Source organism: Mesobacterium pallidum (assembly GCF_019966535.1).
GTDB classification, from domain to species: Bacteria; Pseudomonadota; Alphaproteobacteria; order Rhodobacterales; family Rhodobacteraceae; genus Mesobacterium; species Mesobacterium pallidum.
In genome coordinates this window covers 57516-75081 of the sequence record NZ_JAIMID010000015.1, presented here as the reverse complement: position 1 = coordinate 75081, position 17566 = coordinate 57516, and the positions used below count along the sequence as shown (strand labels likewise).

General features: G+C 70.8%; 17 protein-coding genes. 7 read left to right on the top strand and 10 right to left on the bottom strand.

From position 1 onward, the window contains the following. Positions 1 to 3 precede the first annotated feature (3 nt). The 4 genes from MF270_RS19710 to MF270_RS19695 all read left to right on the top strand — a co-directional run bounded on the left by MF270_RS19710 (position 4) and on the right by MF270_RS19695 (position 6990). The gene (locus tag MF270_RS19710) at positions 4 to 1851 is read left to right on the top strand and encodes a GAF domain-containing protein (protein ID WP_238367497.1); all 1848 of its coding nucleotides are present in this window, start codon (positions 4 to 6) and stop codon (positions 1849 to 1851) included. Next, positions 1848 to 4001 carry a zinc metalloprotease gene (locus MF270_RS19705; RefSeq protein WP_238367496.1) on the top strand — a complete coding sequence of 718 codons (2154 nt, stop codon included), beginning with the start codon at positions 1848 to 1850 and terminating at the stop codon, positions 3999 to 4001. Before MF270_RS19710 ends, MF270_RS19705 begins: the two co-directional genes overlap by 4 nt. Then, positions 3985 to 5997, top strand: coding sequence for a preprotein translocase subunit SecA (locus tag MF270_RS19700; RefSeq protein WP_238367495.1), 2013 nt, complete (start codon positions 3985 to 3987; stop codon positions 5995 to 5997). The genes MF270_RS19705 and MF270_RS19700 overlap by 17 nt, the downstream gene beginning before the upstream one ends. Before the next feature lie 63 nt (positions 5998 to 6060). After that, positions 6061 to 6990, top strand: a complete 930-nt coding sequence (locus tag MF270_RS19695) for a 2-hydroxyacid dehydrogenase (protein ID WP_238367494.1) — start codon at positions 6061 to 6063, stop codon at positions 6988 to 6990. 262 nt (positions 6991 to 7252) lie between these two features. Here MF270_RS19695 and denD read toward each other — a convergent pair whose 3' ends face one another. From denD to MF270_RS19665, 6 genes are read right to left on the bottom strand one after another with little or no spacing between them, the layout of a single operon-like run. Continuing rightward, a complete protein-coding gene (gene denD, locus MF270_RS19690; RefSeq protein ID WP_238367493.1) occupies positions 7253 to 8224 on the bottom strand; it encodes a D-erythronate dehydrogenase in 972 nt (323 codons plus the stop codon). Beyond that, the gene (locus MF270_RS19685) at positions 8221 to 9138 is read right to left on the bottom strand and encodes a sugar kinase (protein ID WP_238367492.1); all 918 of its coding nucleotides are present in this window, start codon (positions 9136 to 9138) and stop codon (positions 8221 to 8223) included. Before MF270_RS19685 ends, denD begins: the two co-directional genes overlap by 4 nt. Next, a complete protein-coding gene (locus tag MF270_RS19680) occupies positions 9135 to 9986 on the bottom strand; it encodes an SMP-30/gluconolactonase/LRE family protein (protein WP_238367491.1) in 852 nt (283 codons plus the stop codon). The genes MF270_RS19685 and MF270_RS19680 overlap by 4 nt, the downstream gene beginning before the upstream one ends. Next, complete coding sequence (locus MF270_RS19675) at positions 9983 to 11101, bottom strand: fumarylacetoacetate hydrolase family protein (protein WP_238367490.1); 1119 nt, start codon at positions 11099 to 11101, stop codon at positions 9983 to 9985. The genes MF270_RS19680 and MF270_RS19675 overlap by 4 nt, the downstream gene beginning before the upstream one ends. A 26-nt stretch (positions 11102 to 11127) precedes the next feature. Beyond that, complete coding sequence (locus MF270_RS19670; protein ID WP_238367489.1) at positions 11128 to 11724, bottom strand: LysE family translocator; 597 nt, start codon at positions 11722 to 11724, stop codon at positions 11128 to 11130. After that, positions 11718 to 12755, bottom strand: coding sequence for an L-idonate 5-dehydrogenase (locus MF270_RS19665; protein ID WP_238367488.1), 1038 nt, complete (start codon positions 12753 to 12755; stop codon positions 11718 to 11720). The genes MF270_RS19670 and MF270_RS19665 overlap by 7 nt, the downstream gene beginning before the upstream one ends. Positions 12756 to 12892: 137 nt before the next feature. Here MF270_RS19665 and MF270_RS19660 point away from each other — a divergent pair, with 137 nt between their 5' ends. Genes MF270_RS19660 through MF270_RS19650 form a run of 3 tightly spaced genes read left to right on the top strand, consistent with a single transcriptional unit; the run spans position 12893 to position 15486 of the window. Then, on the top strand, positions 12893 to 13651 hold the full coding sequence (locus MF270_RS19660; RefSeq protein WP_238367487.1) for an SDR family oxidoreductase: 759 nt from the start codon (positions 12893 to 12895) through the stop codon (positions 13649 to 13651). 15 nt (positions 13652 to 13666) lie between these two features. Continuing rightward, the gene (locus MF270_RS19655; RefSeq protein ID WP_238367486.1) at positions 13667 to 14590 is read left to right on the top strand and encodes an NAD(P)-dependent oxidoreductase; all 924 of its coding nucleotides are present in this window, start codon (positions 13667 to 13669) and stop codon (positions 14588 to 14590) included. Further along, entirely contained in the window at positions 14590 to 15486 is an 897-nt protein-coding gene (locus MF270_RS19650) for a phytanoyl-CoA dioxygenase family protein (RefSeq protein ID WP_238367485.1), read from the top strand. Before MF270_RS19655 ends, MF270_RS19650 begins: the two co-directional genes overlap by 1 nt. Positions 15487 to 15678: 192 nt before the next feature. On the opposite strand, the gene MF270_RS19645 is transcribed toward MF270_RS19650, so the two are convergent. From MF270_RS19645 to MF270_RS19630, 4 genes are read right to left on the bottom strand one after another with little or no spacing between them, the layout of a single operon-like run. Continuing rightward, on the bottom strand, positions 15679 to 15990 hold the full coding sequence (locus MF270_RS19645) for an RraA family protein (RefSeq protein ID WP_238367484.1): 312 nt from the start codon (positions 15988 to 15990) through the stop codon (positions 15679 to 15681). 16 nt (positions 15991 to 16006) lie between these two features. Beyond that, positions 16007 to 16330: an AzlD domain-containing protein gene (locus MF270_RS19640; protein ID WP_238367483.1), complete on the bottom strand. Its 324-nt coding sequence runs from the start codon at positions 16328 to 16330 to the stop codon at positions 16007 to 16009. Next, positions 16327 to 17034 carry an AzlC family ABC transporter permease gene (locus tag MF270_RS19635; protein WP_238367482.1) on the bottom strand — a complete coding sequence of 236 codons (708 nt, stop codon included), beginning with the start codon at positions 17032 to 17034 and terminating at the stop codon, positions 16327 to 16329. The genes MF270_RS19640 and MF270_RS19635 overlap by 4 nt, the downstream gene beginning before the upstream one ends. Then, entirely contained in the window at positions 17031 to 17483 is a 453-nt protein-coding gene (locus MF270_RS19630; RefSeq protein ID WP_238367481.1) for a hypothetical protein, read from the bottom strand. The genes MF270_RS19635 and MF270_RS19630 overlap by 4 nt, the downstream gene beginning before the upstream one ends. Positions 17484 to 17566 lie beyond the last annotated feature (83 nt).

Sequence of the window (17566 nt, the reverse complement as noted above, 5' to 3'; positions counted from 1 at the left end):
GGCGTGGACGGCGGCAGCGGGCAACAGACACCCACCGATGCGCCGCAGGGCCACGGTGCCGACCCCTGGCGGGATTTCCTGGCGCCCGGAGACAGCGGCGCCTTCCTGTCCGGCTGGCTGGCCATCGCGGCGGGGCGCATTCCCGACGCCAGCGGTGGCGCGCTGTTCCTGCGCGGTGAGGGCGGGCGGCTGGGCACCGCCGCGCTCTGGCAGGCCAGCGGCGAGGACCGGGCCATGGCGACCCTGGCCGAGGCCGTTCTGCGCCACCCCGAGCCGCTGTTGCACCGCGACGCGGCGCGGACCCTGCTGGGCTACCCGGTCGAGACGGGGGCGGAGGTGCAGGGCATCCTGGTGCTGGCGCTGACCCGCCACCCGGACGGCGCCCGGTTCCGCACGCTCATGCGCGAACTGCACTGGGCCTGCGGCTGGATCGAGGCACGGCTGTGGGAAGGGCAGGCGACACTGGGCCGGCGGCAGGCGGACTCGGCGCGGCTGATGACGGCCCTGCTGGCCGCCGCCGACGAACATGAACGGTTCGACGGAGCCGCGCTGTCGCTGGTCAACGCGGTGCCGGAACACACCGGGTTCGACGGCGCGGCGCTGGGGATGGTCCGGCGCGGCCGGGTGCGGCTCGAGGCCCTGAGCCGGCAGGCGAGTTTCGCGCGCAAATCCGACCGCGCCCGCGCCTGGGAGGCGGCGATGGACGAGGTCGTGGCGCAGTCCGAGGTGATCGCCTGGCCCGAGCGCCCGGACGGACGCCGCATGATCGACGGCGCGCACCGCGCGCTGGCGCAGGACCTGGGGGCGGGGGCGCTGGTCTCGGCCCCGCTCCTGGTGCGCGGGCAGGTGGTCGGCGTGCTGACGCTGCAACGCGCCCGGGGCGAGGACGCGATGCGGCTGGCCGATCGCACGCTGGACGAACTGCGGCTGGTCGCGGCGGCCATCGCACCGCTGCTCAAGGCCAAGCATGACGCGCGGCGGCTGGTCTCGGGGCGGCTGCGCGACTGGGCGGGCCGGGGGGCCACGGCCCTGCTGGGCCGCCGTCCGGCCATCGCGGCGGGCGCGCTGGCGGCCGCGCTGGTGCTGGGCCTGCCCTGGGTGATCCCCACCGACCTGCGCCTGCGCGCTGATGCCACGCTCGAGGGCGCGGTGCAACAGGCCGCCGTCGCGCCCGTGGACGGTTTCGTGGCCGAGCAATTCGCCCGCGCCGGGCAGGAGGTGACCGAGGGTCAGCTGCTGGCCCGGCTCGACGACCGCGACCTGGCGCTGGAACGCAGCGGCGCCGAGGCGCGGGTGGGCCAGGCCCGGCAGGCGCTGCGCGAGGCGCTGTCGGACGGCGACCGCGCCGCCGCCGCCATTGCCAATGCCGAGTTGGACGAGGCCAGGGCCGCGCTCGACCTGATCGCCGAGCGCTTGTCGCGGCTCGAGATCACGGCGCCGATTGCCGGGCTGATCGTCTCGGGCGACCTGTCGCAACGCATCGGCGCGCCCGTCACCCGGGGCGACACCCTGTTCGAAATCGCCGCGCAAAGCGGTTGGCGGCTGCGGATCGACCTGTCGGAGTACGACCTCGGGCTGGTGGCGCCAGGCCAGGCGGGACAGGCGGTGCTGACCGGGTTGCCCGGCCAGCCGGTACCCTTCACCGTAACCGCCATCGCCGCCGTCTCGGACCCGGCCGAGGGCGAGAACCGGTTCCGCGTCGAGGCGCGGGTGACCGAACCTCCCCCGACCCTGCGCCCGGGTATGGAAGGCACGGCCAAGATCACCGCCGGCCGGACCTCGCTGGCCCGCGCCTGGACGCGGGGCACATGGGTGCGCCTGCGGCTGCTGCTCTGGCGGATCTGGCCATGACGACCGACAGCCACCGGTCGCAGGACTGGTACCGCGTGGCCGAGGCGCGGCCGCGCCTGCGCCGCGACGCCAGCGCCACCCGGCATGTCTACCTCGGCCGGCCCTGGTACGTGCTGACCGACCGCACGGGCACCAAGGTGCACCGGCTGACCCCCGCCGCCTGGGCCATCGCGGGCCGGTTCGACGGCACGCAGGATGTGAAGCGGATCTGGCAGGACGTGTCGGAGACGCTGGCCGAGGACGCCCCGACCCAGGACGAGGTCGTGCAGCTGATGACCCAGCTGCACCAGGCCGACCTGCTCGAAAGCGCCGAGACGCCGCACCTCGCAGACCTGCTGACCCGCCGCGACAAGGCGCGCGGCATGGCCTGGCGCAAGCTGCTGCTCAACCCGCTTTCGGCCACGCTACCGCTGGTCGACCCCGACCGCTTCCTCAAGGCGCTGGCGCGGGCGATGTCGCCGCTGCCTTCGGCGCTCTGGTGGCTGATCGCGCTGGCGGTGATCCTGGCAGGCCTCACGCAGCTGCCGCTGCACTGGGCGGCGCTGCGGGCGCGCGGGCTCGACGGCTTTCTCGACCTCGAGAACCTCGGGCTGATCGCGCTGATCTACCCGGTGGTCAAGGCGCTGCACGAGATCGGCCATGGCGTCGTCACCCGGTCGCGCGGCGGCGAGGTGCACGAGATGGGGCTGATGTTCATCGCCTTCTATCCGATCCCCTACGTGGAGGCCTCGGCCGCTCTGCGCTTTCCGTCCAAGTGGGACCGGGCCGCCGTGGCCGCCGCCGGCGTGGTGGTCGAACTGGTGATCGCTTCCCTCGCCTTCCTGCTGTGGATCCACACGGAACCCGGCGCTTTGCGGGCGGTGCTCTTCAACACCATGGTGATCTCGGGCCTGTCGACGCTGGCGGTCAACGGCAACCCTCTGCTCAAGTTCGACGGCTACCACGTTCTGTGCGACCTGATCGAGATCCCCAACCTGGCCCAGCGCGGCAACCAATGGTGGGGCGAAAAGCTGCGCATCCACCTGCTGGGCACCATCGAGCGGCCCCGCGCCCGGATGCAGACCGTGCGGTGGGAGCGGCTGTGGTTCGCGCTCTACCCCCCGGCGGCGCTGGTCTACCGGGTGATGATCTCGCTCACCATCGCGCTCTTCGTCGCTGGAACGTACCGGCTGCTGGGCATCGTGCTGGCGGCCTGGTCGCTGACGCTGTCGCTGCTCTGGCCGGCGCTCAAGACCGCGCGCAAGGCCTGGACCGACCCGCGCATCCGCGCTGCCGGAGGGCGGGCGACGGGGGGCGCCCTGGCGGCGGGCGGGCTGCTGGCCTTGGGGCTCTTCGCCGTGCCGCTGCCGCATATGGCGGTGGTGCAGGGGGTCACCTGGCTGCCCGACGACGCCTTTGTCCGCGCGCCCGAGGATGGGCGCGTCGCGTCGCTGGCCCAGCCCCCGGGCGCCATGGTCGATGCTGCGGCACCGCTGCTGACGCTCTCCGCCCCCGATCTTTCCGCCCGGGTCCGTATGGCCGAGGCGCAGCTGGCCCGCGCCCGGGCCGAGCTGGCAGCCGCACGTGTGACCGACCGCGCACAAGCCGCCGATCGGTCCGAAGCGGTGGAGCAAGCCGCCGCCACCCTCGCCCAGGCGCAGGACCGCCTGGCCGCCCTGTCGGTCACCGCAGAGCTGGCCGGACAGCTCGACATCCCCGGCCAGACCAGCCCCGAGGGCCGGTTCTTTCGCCGCGGCGAGGTCATCGCCCATGTGCTGCCCGACACGCCCCCGGTGATCCGCGTCGCCGTCCCGCAAGACCTGGCCGAGCTGGTACGCGGCGAGGTGCGCCGGGTCGAGGTGCGCTTTGCCTCGGACATCTCGCGCGCCCTGCCGGGCCACGTAGCGCGCAGCGTGCCGGCGGGGTCCGACGCCTTGCCCTCGCCCGTGCTGGCGCTGGACGGCGGCGGGCCCTTCGCCACGACGCCCACGCAGGATGGAAGCCTGCGCAGCGCCACGCGGCTCTTCCAGTTCGACGTGGCGCTCGACGCGCCCTCCCGCCCCGCCTGGGGGATGCGTGCGCATGTGCGGCTGACCTTTGCACCCAAGCCCCTCGCCACGCGGATCTCTCGGGCGGTGCGGGCGGTGTTCCTCGATGCTTTCGACGTCTGATCCGCGCCCCTGGCACATCGCCGACCGCGCCGACACGGTCGAGCCCGAGCGCCGCCCGCCCCGCCCGCACAAGTCGGACGAGGCGGTGCGCGCGGTCCTGTCGCGCCTGCGCCGCGCCGCCACCGGGCCGGGGCTCGGGGTCCGGGCCGAGACCCGCGCGATCCTGCGCGAAGGCGCGCGGATGGAGACGCTGGACACGGCCGCCATCGTGACCGAGGTCCGCGCGCAGGCCCCGCGCCTGATCGCCGACGGGCTGCGCGGCGCCCCCCTGCGGATCGCCGCCGCCGGGGTGCGCGAGATGACCTTTCGCACCATTGGCCTCCGCCATCACCCGGTGCAGATGACCGGCGGCCTGGCCCTGGCGCGCGGCCGCATCGTCGAGATGGCGACGGGCGAGGGCAAGACGATCACCACCCTCGTCCCCGCCGTGCTGGTCGCGCTGACCGGCACGCCGGTGCATGTGATCACGGTGAACCCCTACCTTGCCACCCGCGACCGCGAGACGCTGGCCCCGGTGCTCAATGCCTTCGGCCTGACCCATTCCGTGATCACCGAGGACACCGAGCATCACGAGCGCCCGGCGCTTTACGACCGCGACGTGGTCTTCGCGACGAATTCGGACGTCGCCTTCGACTACCTGCGGGACCGGCTGGCCATCGGCGCGGACCGGTCCACGCTCGCCAGCCTGTCGCGCCGGGTGCTGTCGCGCCACGCCGGGCCGGATGCGCGGCGTATCCTGACGCGGGGGCTGGGGTTCGCGGTGGTGGACGAGGTGGACAGCATCCTCATCGACGAGGCGCAGACGCCCCTCATCATCACCGCCGAACGCCCCGGCGGCGAGGACGCTCGCCATGCGCAGGCGGTCATGCTGGCGCTGGCCGCATCGCTGACCGAGGGCCGCGACTACCGCGTCGACACCAAGGCCCGCGCCGTGCGCCTGTTGCCCCCGGCCGAAGACGTGCTGGCCGCGCTCGACCCGCCGACGCCCGAGCTGCGCCCCGAACCCGCCCGGCGCGAGGCGCTGGTGCAGGCGCTGTCGGCGCTGCACCTCTACATCCGCGACGAACATTACATCCGCACCGAGGACGGCATCGCCATCGTCGATGAATTCACCGGCCGCGTCATGGCCGACAGGCAATGGCAATCCGGCCTGCACCAGATGATCGAGGCCAAGGAAGAGGTGGAGCGATCGGGCCAGCGCGAGACCCTGGCACAGATCACCTACCAGACATTCTTTTCCCGCTACCTGTGGTTCGCGGGCATGACCGGCACCGCGGCCGAGGTCGCGCGCGAACTGCGGCTGACCCATGGCCGGGCCGTGCTGCGCCTGCCGACCCATCGCCGGCCGCGCCGCGCGCACTGGCCCACCCGCGCCTTCGGCAGCAGCGAGGCGAAATGGCGCGCCGTCACCGCCGCGGCCCGCAAGCTGGCGGGCGCGGGGCGGCCGGTGCTGGTCGGCACCCGCTCGGTCGCGGCCTCCGAAGAGGTGGCGGCGCGGCTGCGCGACCTCGGCCTCGATCCGCAGGTGCTGAACGCCCGGCAGGACGCGGACGAGGCCGCGCTGGTCGCCCGCGCGGGGGCGGCGGGGCGCATCACCGTCGCGACCAACATGGCCGGGCGCGGCACCGACATCCCCGTGGCGCCCGAGGTCGAGGCCATAGGCGGGCTGCATGTCATCCTGACCGAATTCCACGGCTCGGCCCGGATCGACCGGCAGCTGATCGGCCGGGCCGCGCGGCAGGGGCAGCGCGGTTCGGCCCAGGCCTTCGTGTCGCTCGAGGATGCGCTGTTCACCGACCAGGTGCCGGGCCTCGTGCGGCTGGTCCGGCGGGCGACCTTCGGCAACCAGGGCCGCATCCCGGGCCGGCTGGCCGACCTGATGCGCCGCATCGCGCAGGCCCGGGCCGAACGACGCGGCCGCGCCCGCCGCAAGGCCACCACGGACCGCGCGCGCCGCCAGCAGGATGCGCTTGGCTTCCGGCCCGACAACATCTGAGCCCGGTTGACAGGGCGCCCGCCGCGCCGCACACATCTGGTATACCAAATTCAGGAGGCACCCATGCCCAAGATCCTGGCCATCGGCCCCTACAGCGACGACGATCACGCGGCCCTTGCCGCCCTGGGCGCGGCGTTCCTCGACGGCCCCGAGGGGCTGGGCGACGTGGCGGAGCGCGACGCGGTCACGGCCGTGGCCTACAAGGGGCACAAGCCCTTCGGCGCCGCGCAGATGGACCTGCTGCCCGCACTCGGCCTGATCGCCAATTACGGCGTGGGTTACGATGCCATCGACACCGCCGCCGCCTCGGCGCGCGGGGTCAAGGTGACCAACACGCCCGACGTGCTGAACGACGACGTGGCGGACCTCGCCGTCGCGATGCTGCTGATGCAGGGCCGCGAGATGGAGAAAGCCTCGGCCTGGGCCCGGTCGGGCGACTGGAAGGCCAAGGGCGAATACCGCCTGAACCGCAAGATCAGCGGCGGCACGGCGGGGATCGTCGGGCTGGGCCGGATCGGGCGCGAGATCGCCGACCGTCTGGCGGCGTTCAAGATGGACATCCACTATTTCGCGCGGTCCGAGAAGGACACGCCCGGCTGGACCTGGCATGCCGACCCGGTGTCGCTGGCCAAGGCGGTCGACTACCTGGTCGTCGCACTTGTCGGCGGCAAGGACACCGAGGGCTTCGTCTCGAAGGAAGTGCTGGCCGCGCTCGGCCCCCGCGGCATCGTCGTGAACATCTCGCGCGGGACCACGATCGATGAAGCGGCCCTGCTGGACGCGCTGGAAAGCGGGGCCATCGCTGGCGCCGGGCTTGACGTCTTCCTGAACGAGCCCGCGATCGACCCGCGCTTCTATGCGCTGGACAACGTGGTGATCCAGCCGCACCAGGGCTCGGGCACGGTCGAGACCCGCGCCGCCATGGGCCAGTTGCAGCGCGACAACGTCAGCGCCTTCCTGGGCGGCAGCGGGTTGCTCACCCCGGTGAACTGAGCGTCCGGGTCGGACGTCGCAGGGGGCCAGTCCCCCGCGCGCAAGCGCGCCCGCCGAGGTACTTTCGGGACCAAGGAAGCACAGGTGCGGCGCGGGTGGCAGACGGTGCGACAGGGGGGCCAGCCCCCCGTCACCTTTGGTGACTCCCCCCGAGGTATTTGGAAAACAATGAAGGGCTGGGCGCGCCTGCCCTTTCACTGTTCCTGAAATACTCCCGCCGGAGGCAATCCGACAGCTGGGCCGGGCGCGCGGTCCGGCGGCTTCAGGCAGGGGCGGCGGGGCGGTCGTCCTCGATGTAGTAGCGCACGTTGTCCTCGAAGCTGTCATCCGCCGTCAGGCCCAGCGACAGGGCCCGGTCGGCGCGCAGATCGTATTTCCAGCCCATGACGATGCGCTGCACCTCGGGCTGCGCCTCCCAGCGGATCAGCTTGGCCGGCTCGGGCCCCGCCACCGCCGTCATGGCGTCGATCAGCTGGCGGATGGTCCACATCCGGCCCGGCATCTGCATGCAGCGGTTGGTGCCCAGGTCCTCGGCGGCGATCTCGGCGCCGCGGACGAGGTTTTCGACGCACATGCGGGGGCTGAGGTAGTAGTGGGGGAAGTCGTCCTCGACCGGGCAGATCGCCGCCTGCCCGTTCAGCGGCTCGCGCAGGATCGAGGACATGAAGCTCGACGCCGCGAGGTTCGCCTTGCCCGGCCGGACAGAGATCGTCGGCAGCCGGAAGCCGCGCCCGTCGATGAAGCCCTTGCGCGTGTAGTCGTTGACCAGCAGCTCACCCATCGCCTTCTGCGCGCCGTAAGAGGTCTGCGGCAGCAGCGGCGTGTGATCGCCGATCGGGTCCGGGACGTCGCCGCCGTAGACCGCCATCGAGGACGAGAAGACCACGACCGGGCAGGTCCCGAGCGCCCGCGCCTGTTCCAGCACGTTGATCGTGCCCTGCAGGTTGATGCGGTAGCCGAGGTCCATGTCCGATTCCGCCTGACCCGAGACGATGGCGGCGAGCAGGTAGATCACGTCCACATCCGCCGTCACGGCCTTGGCAACCGATTGCGGGTCGGCGATGTCGACCTGGATCGTGTCGACTGGAACGTCGCCCGAAATGGGCGCGGGGTCGACGATATCGGCCAGCACGATGCGGTCGATCGCCTGCCCCCGCAGGGTACCGCGCGCGGCAAGCCGTTGCCCCAGCTTCTGGCCGATGACCCCGCCGCCACCGATGATGAGTACCTTCATGTCTCTCCTCCTCCCTCGAAGATCGCGGGGACGAGCGCCCCGCGCGCCTGGATGACCTTTGCTGCCAGTTTCATCGCCGCCCGCGCGGATGCGTCGGTGCCGTGGCCCTGGCCGAGGTCCGCCAGGAAAGCGGCACCGAAGCTGTCGCCGGCGGCGGTGGAATCCACGACCTGCGGCACCTTGTCGACATGCAGCGTGCGCAACCCGTCCGCGTCCCATAGCGTGACGTCCCCGCCGCCGTTCTTGACCGCGATCACCTGCGCGCCCGCGTCGCGGTAGCGCGCGACGGTGTCGGCGGGTGTCGCGTCGCCGAACAGCCCTTCCTCTTCGTCGAAGGACGGCAGCAGCACATCCGCAACCGAGGCGCCCAGGGTGATGCCGTCGCGCATCGCCTCGGTGCTGCCCCAGAGCTGCGGGCGCAGGTTGGTGTCGAAGGCGATCGTGGCCCCGCCGGCACGGGCGTGGGCCAGCGCGGCGCAGAGCGTCTCGCGGTGGTCGGGGGACAGGATCGCCAGCGTGATGCCCGAGAAATGGATGATCTTGCGGCCCGCGCAGACGTTGTCCAGCCAGCTTTCATCCTCGGCCAGCAGCTTGGCCGCTGACTGGCTGCGCCAGTAGGAAAAGCTGCGCTCGCCGTCCTTCAGCGAGATCATGTAGAGGCCGACCGTGCGGCCCGGCACCCGCCGCAAGGCAGAGGTGTCGATGCCCTGCGCGGCAATGAATGCCGCCATTTCCTCGGACACAGCGTCGGTGCCGATGCCACTGGCGTAGCCGACCGACCAGTCGGCGGGCAGCAGTTTGCGCGCGTACCAGGCGGTGTTGAACGTGTCGCCGGCAAAGCCCCGGCGGTAGGTGTCGGGGCCGGTCTCGGCCAGCTCGACCATGCATTCGCCGATGGCAAGGAACCGTGTCACAGGATCACCCGGTGTTCGGCCTGCCCGCGTGCGTCGACCTCAAGGGCGTAGGTGCGGCCGTCCGCTTCGCCCGGGGCGTCCATTTCCTGGTTCGCGGTGGTGATGTAGAGTGTCGTCAGCTCCGGCCCGCCGAAGGCCGGGCAGGTGGTGCGGGCGGCGGGGACGGGGATCACCTGCCTTTCCGGCCCGTTCGGAGAGAACCGGACCACCTTGCCGTGGCGATACTGCGCGATCCAGATGTCGCCCGCGCTGTCCACCACGGCGCCATCCGGACGGTAGCTGTCCAGCGGCAGGTCAAGGAACAGCTCGGGCTCACCCGAGGGCCAACCCTGCGCGTCCAGCCGCTGGCGCCAGACCCGATTACGCGGCGTGTCGGCAAGATAGGCATGGCCGCCGTCGGGCGTGAAGCAGATCGCGTTGGGGATCGACCAGGGGGCGTAGAGCTGGCGCAGCTCGCCCCGGTAATAGCGATAGATCGCGCCGGCATCGGGCTGCTTGTCAATGCCCATGGTGCCGATCCAGAAACCGCCATACGGGTCCGCACGGCCATCGTTGCAGCGGGTGGCGGGGCTGTCCGCCTCGAGATCGCAGATCTTCTCCTGCGCGCCGGTGCCGAGGTCGAAGAGCACAAGCGCGCTGGCCGTGGCGACCATCAGCCTGCCCGGATCGACCCAGCCCGCCGCGCTGACGTAGTCGTCGAACTGCCAGTGCTGCGGGCCGTCCTCGGTCCGCGTCAGCAGGCGATGCGCGTTGATATCGAACCAGAAGAACTGGCCGCGCGCCGGGTGCCACAGCGGCCCCTCGCCCAGCGAACAATTGCGGTCGTCAAAGACGCGCAGCCCGGTCACAGCATGTCCCTTTCAGCGAGGTTGCGCATCAGGGCCGAGGTGCCGAAGGTCCATTCCGGGCACTCGGTCGTGAGCCGCACGGTGTTGGTCAACGCGCCCAGGCTGGGCTCGGAAATCGTGACAACGTCGCCAATGTGATGCGTGAACCCCTGCCCCGGCGCGTCGCGGTCCTGCGTCGGCGCGAAGAGCGTGCCGAGGAACAGGAAAAACCCGTCCGGGTACTGGTGATGCGCGCCGATGGTCTGTGCCACGAGGTCAGCCGGGTCACGGCTGATCGCGCGCATCGACGAGGCGCCGTCGAGGATAAAGCCATCCTCCCCCTCGACCCGCAGCGTCAGCTCGGCCCGGCGCACGTCGTCAAGCGAATAGCCGTCATCGAAGAGCCGCAGGAACGGCCCGATGGCGCAGGAGGCGTTGTTGTCCTTGGCCTTGCCCAGCAACAGGGCCGAGCGCCCCTCGACGTCGCGAAGGTTCACGTCATTGCCCAGCGTCGCGCCGACGATGGTGCCGCAGGAGGACACGGCCAGCACGATCTCGGGCTCGGGGTTGTTCCAGCGCGACACCGGGTGCAGCCCGATGGCGGCGCCATGGCCGACCGAGGCCATGGGCTGGCACTTGGTGAAGACCTCGGCATCCGGGCCGATCCCGACCTCGAGGTATTGCGACCAGAGCCCCTCGGCCTGGAGCACGCGCTTGACCTCCATCGCCTTGTCGGAGCCCGGCACGATGCCCGACAGGCTGTCACCGATCGCGGTGCCCACACGGGCGCGGATCGCCTCGGCCCGGTCCGGGTCACCGGCAGCCTGTTCCTCGATCACCCGCTCGACCATGCTTTGGGCGAAGGTCACGCCGCAGGCCTTGATCGCCTGCAGATCAGGCGGGGCCAGCAGCTGCGGCTTGCCCGCGCCGCCCAGATCCGCCAACGCGCACAGCGCGTGCCCGGGCGCGGCGCGGGCGGTGGCGGCGGGGTCTTCGGCCTCGAGCAGGGCCTGCATGGTCGGCAACTCGCGGCTGGTGATATCCACCAGCGTCTCGCCGTCCAGCCGCACCAGAGCGGGGCCGATCTGCGGCAGCCAGGCACGGCCGACCAGCGTGGCATCGGGGATGGGAGTCATGGGAGTCTCCTGTTCATTCACATCGGTCATGTCTGCGCCGCCGACCAGAGCGCCAGCGCCACGACGCCCAGCATCGAAAGCGCCATGGCATAGTTGATCCCGCGCTGCGCCCGGGGCGACAGGTCGAGCCGGTGCAGCGCGACCCCGGCCCAGAGCCAGGCGAGGTGCACGGGAATCCAGATCGCGTTCATGATGACGGCCTTGCTGACCACCTCGAACACATAGGCGTCGGGCGCGTAGTTGAACCCCGAGATCAGCGAGGTGTTGACTGCGTAGGCCTTGGGGTTGATCGCCTGCAAGGCCAGCCCGCCCAGCACGCCGGGCGGGGCCTTTGCCTCCATGAACGCGATTTTCGCCCCGGCAAAGGCGATGCGGGCAGCGAGGTAGATGAGGTAGCCGACCGAGGCGATCATCAGCACGATGCGCAGCCAGGGCAGCGACAGGATCACCGCCGCGACGCCGGTCACGACGCCCAGCATCACGAGGTTGGTGCCGATGAAAAGGCCGAGCACATAGCGCAGCGACGGCCGGAACCCGTAGGCCGCGCCAAAGCCCGCCGTGGTCAGCACACCAGGCCCCGGCGTGATGAACAGCAGGAAGACAGCGGCCGTGAAGGTCAGCATGCGGCGAAATCCAGCTGCACCTTCATGGCCTGTGTTCGGTCGTTGGCCATGGCGAAGGCATCCGCGAAATCCGCCAGCGGGAAGCTGTGCGTCAGCAGCTGGCCGGCGTCGATCAGCCCCTTGCGCATCATGTCCACGGCGACCGCGAATTCCTCGTGAAAGCGGAAGGAGCCGCAGAGCTCAAGCTCCTTGGCGGTCAGCTGCATCATCGGCAGGGACATGTCGCCCGACAGGCCCAGCTGCACGATCCGCCCGCGCGGCCGCAGCGCGCCGATGCCCGCGACAAGCGCCGGCTGCGCGCCGGAACATTCAAAGAGCACGTCCAGCGTGCCCTTGCCGGCAGTGAAGGGCGCCAGCGCCTCGGGGTCTTCGCGCGTGTTCAGCACGACATCGGCGCCCGCAGCCCGCGCAAACTCCAGCATCCGGTCGCTGATATCCGTCGCCACGATCTGCCCCGCCCCGGCCCGCCGGGCAGCGAGGATGACCAACACGCCGATCGGACCGCAGCCGGTGACCAGCACGCGGCGGCCCAGCATCTCGCCCGCCCGCCGCACGGCATGCAGGGCGACCGACAGCGGCTCGGCCATGGCGGCCTGCGCCGGGTCCAGACCGTCGGCCGGGATGCATTGAGCGGCGCCCGCCACCAGCTCCTCGCGAAAGGCGCCCTGGATATGCGGAAAAGGCATGGCCGAGCCGTAGAAGCGCATGTTCAGGCACTGGTTCGGCAGCCCCCGCAGGCATTCGCCGCAGTCCCCGCAGGGACGCGAGGGCGACACGGCCACCAGCTGCCCGACCTCGAGCCCGCTCACGCCGTCGCCCAGGGCCGTGACATGGCCCGAAACCTCGTGGCCCAGGATCATCGGCTCGCGCAGCCGCACCGTGCCGAACCCGCCGTGATTGAAGTAATGCAGGTCCGACCCGCAGATCCCCCCGCGCGCCAGCCGGACCGAGACTTCGCCCGGCCCCGGCGCCGCCAGCTCGCACGAAGACAGGCGCAGATCCTTTGCGCCATGCGCATATAACGCTTGCATCCGGGCCATCCTCCCTGCCCGGGACGATGCTTGCATCGCCCCCGAAATGGTATACCATTTTCATGGGTACGGGTTTGGGCGGCAATGTCAATGCCGCGCCGACGCCCCGCGCCAAGGCGCGTACCGAGGGAGGTGACATGCAGCTATTCGACCTGACCGGGCGCACCGCCCTGGTCACCGGATCATCCATGGGGATCGGGCTGGCGCTGGCGCGCGGCATGGCCGCAGCAGGCGCGCGGATCGTCCTGAACGCCCGCGACGGCGCGCGGCTGGACGAGGCCGCCGAAGCCTTGCGCAGCACGGGCGCGACGGTCGACACCCTGCCCTTCGACGTGACCGATGCCGATGCCGTCCGCACGGCTGTGGATGGTTACGCAGGCAGCACCCCCATCGACATCCTGGTCAACAACGCCGGGATGCAGCACCGCGCCCCGCTCGAGGATTTCCCGGTCGAGGCCTTCGACCGGCTGATGCGCACCAACGTCAACTCGGCCTTCTACGTCGGGCAGGCGGTGGCGCGGCACATGATCTCGCGCGGGCGGGGCCGGATCATCAACATCGCCTCGGTCCAGTCGGCGCTGGCCCGGCCGGGCATCGCGCCCTACACGGCCTCGAAGGGCGCGATCACCAACCTGACCAAGGGCATGGCCACCGACTGGGCGCGGCATGGCCTGAACTGCAACGCCATCGCGCCGGGCTATTTCGACACGCCCCTGAACGCCGCGCTGGTCGCCGACCCCGAGTTTTCCGCATGGCTGGAAAAGCGCACCCCCGCCGGGCGCTGGGGCCGGGTCGAGGAACTGGTCGGCGCCTGCATCTTCCTCGCCTCCGACGCCTCCAGCTTCGTCAACGGCCACACGCTGTTCGTCGACGGCGGCATCACCGCAAGCCTCTGAACAGGAGACAGAGCCATGAGCGACAAACCCACCATCGGCTTCATCGGTGTCGGCCTGATGGGCCACGGCATGGCCGCCAACATCCTCGGCGCCGGCTACCCGCTGGTCGTCAAGGGCAACCGCAACCGCGCGCCGGTCGAGGACCTTGTCGCGAAGGGCGCGACCGAGGCGGCCTCCCCCCGCGAGATGGCCGCACAGTGCGACGTGATCCACATCTGCCTGTCGAACTCGCCCCAGGTCGAAGGCGTCTTCCACGGCGACGACGGGCTGCTGGCCGGCGCGCGCCCCGGGCTGATCGTCGTCGACGCCTCGACCGCCGATCCGAACTCCACCCTCGCCCTGGCCGAGGCACTGGCGGACAAGGGCGGCAGGTTCGTCGACGCCCCGCTGGGCCGCACCCCGAAGGAGGCCGAGGCCGGCACACTCGACGCCATGGTGGGGGCCGATGCGGATGTCTTCGACTGCGTCAAGCCGATCATCGAGACATGGGCGGGCAACATCAACCACGTCGGCCCGGTGGGCGCGGGCCACAAGATGAAGCTCCTGATGAACCTCATCGCCATGTCCTACGCCGCGCTTTACGCCGAGGCGACGGTGCTGGGCGCCAAGGTCGGCATCGCTCCGGCGACCGTGCAGAAGGTCATCGGATCGTCGCGCCTCGGCAACGGGTTCTTCGACACGTTCATGTCCTACGCCGTGGACCGCAACCGCGACGCGCACAAGTTCACCGTGACGAATGCCGCGAAGGACGTACGCTACGCCAATGCCATGGCCGCCGAGGCCGGCGCGCTCAGCCTCATCGCCTCGGCCACGCGACAGTATTTCGCCCATGTCGAGGCGATCGGCCACGGCGAGGATTACGTGCCCTGGATCGCCGACCACATCGCGCGGCTGAACGGCCTCGACATGGAGAAAGAAGCGGCAAAGGGCCGGGGCTGATGCTCACCGCCGCGCAAAAGGACTTCTACGCCGAGAACGGCTATCTCCTGGTCGAGGACGCGGTCAGCCCCGACCAGCTGGCCCGGATGCAGGAGATCACGAACCGGCTGATCGACGCCTCGCGGCAGGTGACCACAAGCGACGAGGTCTACGACCTCGACACCGGTCACGGGCCCGAGACGCCGCGGCTGACGCGCATCAAGGTCCCGCACAAACAGGACCCGTATTTCTGGGAGGTGCTGCGCGACTCGCGCATGACCGAGGTGCTGACCGACCTGCTGGGGCCGGCGACGACGCTGCTGACCTCCAAGCTCAACACCAAGGCGCCGGGTGGCGGGCGCGCGGTGGAATGGCACCAGGACTGGGCCTTCTATCCGCATACCAACGACGACCTGCTGGCCTTCGGGCTGATGCTCGAGGACGTGACCCCGGACAACGGCCCGCTCATGGTCATTCCAGGAACCCACCGCGGCCCGGTGCTGAGCCACATGGCCAACGGTGTCTTCGCCGGGGCCATCGACCCCGATGATCCGCTGTTCCAGCCCGAAAGGGCCGTCACCCTCACCGGCCGCGCCGGCAGCATGACGGTGCACCATGTCCGCGTGTTGCACGGCTCGGCCCCGAACCTGTCGGACCGCGCCCGCAAGATCCTGTTCTACGAAGTCGCATCGGCCGACGCCTGGCCCCTGCTCGGCGCCGGGTCGTACTTCCACGGCCTCGGCCAGCGGAAATTCTGGGAAGACCTGCAAGAGCGCACGATCACCGGCGCCCCCTGTCTCACCCCGCGCATCGAGCAGGTCCCCATCCGCATGCCGCTTCCCCCGGCCCCCGACACCGGCTCGATCTTCAAGACCCAGGACTCCGCCGGCGCCAGAAGCGCCTTCACCAGGGCCTGACCGCCGCCCGAAAGCCCCCGATCCCTTTCATCTTTCCGGAAATACCCCGGGGGAGTCGCCATGGCGACGGGGGCAGCGCCCCCAATGCCCTCGCTCCAGGCGGCCCGCCTCTGAACAAGACGCCCGGGGATCCCCTTCATCTTGCCAATAAACTCCGGGGGAGTCCGCCCTGGCGGACGGGGGCAGCGCCCCCTACCCGCTCACCACCGCGCGCCCGTCCGCGATCATCGCCGCCACTTCAGGCACGTCGCAATAGCCGCCCCTGACCTTTTCCTCCAGCGCCGCCTCGGCCGGGCCATTGTCCGCGACCAGCGCCGGGCCGACCGCGCGGCAGTCGATGTCGCGCCCGCCGCCCAGCGGCTGGATCACGGACGCCAACGCCCCCTGCCCGCCCATGGCGTCGCAGACGAACCCGGTGGGCACGTCGCGGAACGGGGCCACCTGCGCCCCGGTCGGGCGGGGAAAGTCGCGGAGGATGGTCAGGGCGGGCGGTTCGTGGATCATGGCGGACTCCGATGGTTCAGGCGAACAGGACTTGCAGCAGGTAGAGCGTTCCCATCCCGGCCACGATGGCCCAGATGACCGACAGACGCATCCCGGCAAGGAACGCGGCCAGCGCGGCGACGAGGCGGATGGGATCAGTCTCTCCTCCCGTCGCGGCGGGCCAGGCGAGCAGCGGCAGGATCAGCGCCGGGAAGACCGCCGCGCCCACGTACTTGAGATGCAGCAGCAGCCAGCCCGGCAGCTCGCGCCCGCCGAGCAGCCCCAGGAACGAGAACCGGATCGCAAAGGTCCCGACGGCCATCAGCCCGGTCAGCAGCCAGAAATCGCCCGCGTCGATCATGCGGGCACCCGGCGCCGCGCGAGCCAGAGCTCGGCCTGCGCCCCGGCGACGATCCCCGCGAGGGCCGCGATGATCAGCCCCAGCGACCAGGGCACCCAGGCAAAGCCCAATACTGCGACACCCGAGACCAGCGCCGCGACGCGGTGCGTGCCGGTCCGCAGCAGCGGCGCGACCAGGGCGATGAAACAGACCGGCACGGCAAAATCCAGCGACCAGGACGCGGGGACAGCTTGCCCCAGCACGGCGCCCGCAAAGGTGAAGCCGTACCAGAACGGACAGATCAGCATCATGCAGCCGAAGTAATAGGCGACCTTGGCGGCGGGCGTCATGTCGTGCCGATCCTCGTAGGTGCGCACGGCCACGGCAAAGGCCTGGTCGACCATCAGGTAGGCCATCACCGCCCGCACCCAAAGCCGCGCATGCCCGACATGCGGCACCAGCGCGGCCGAATACATCGCCATCCGCAGGTTCACGGCCAGCGAGGCGAGCAGCGCGATCAGCACCGGGGCATGGTCCTGCAACAGGGCCACGGCAGTGAACTGCGAGGCGCCGGCGATCACCAGAACCGACATGGACATGGTCTGCACCACGTCGAGGCCTGCGTCCCGCGCCACAACGCCGAACAACATCGAATAGGGCGCGACGATCAGGATGAAGGGCGCGCAGTCGCGGTAGCCGCGCCAGAAGGCCGCGCGCGGCGTCATGGCGCAGCGCCCAGCCGCGCAAGTACCAGCGCCGCCGAGAGCGCGCCGCAGCGGGCGCGGGCGGCCTGGATCTCGGGCGCGGGGTCTTGGGTCACGGCCAGCCCGATCTCTTGCCGCCGGTCGCATTGCAGCAGCGCGGTCATGAGGTCATAACGGGTGTTGATCGACAGGGCCGTCAGCGCGTCCGGCGCCATGGTCTCGGCCCGCGATTGCAGCGTGGACTTGATCGCATCGGTCCAGCCCTGCTCGGCCGCGCGGTAGCAGGCGATGGCCGCGGCGGGTGTTTCGGCCGGGATCGCGTCGCAGGCCGCATGGGCCACCGCAAGGCAGGATTGCAGCGCCTCCCCGCCCGCGATACAGGCCAGGTAGGCCTTTGCATCGACAGCCTCGGTCGCGCCCATACGGGGCAGCATGGCAAGCCCGATGGCCAGGGCCGGTAACAGCCGCATCCGTGATCTCCCCCTCCGCAAATCTGCTTGCATTTGGTATACCAAATGGGTTTGCTACGGCAAGGCCCGCGCCCCGAACGACC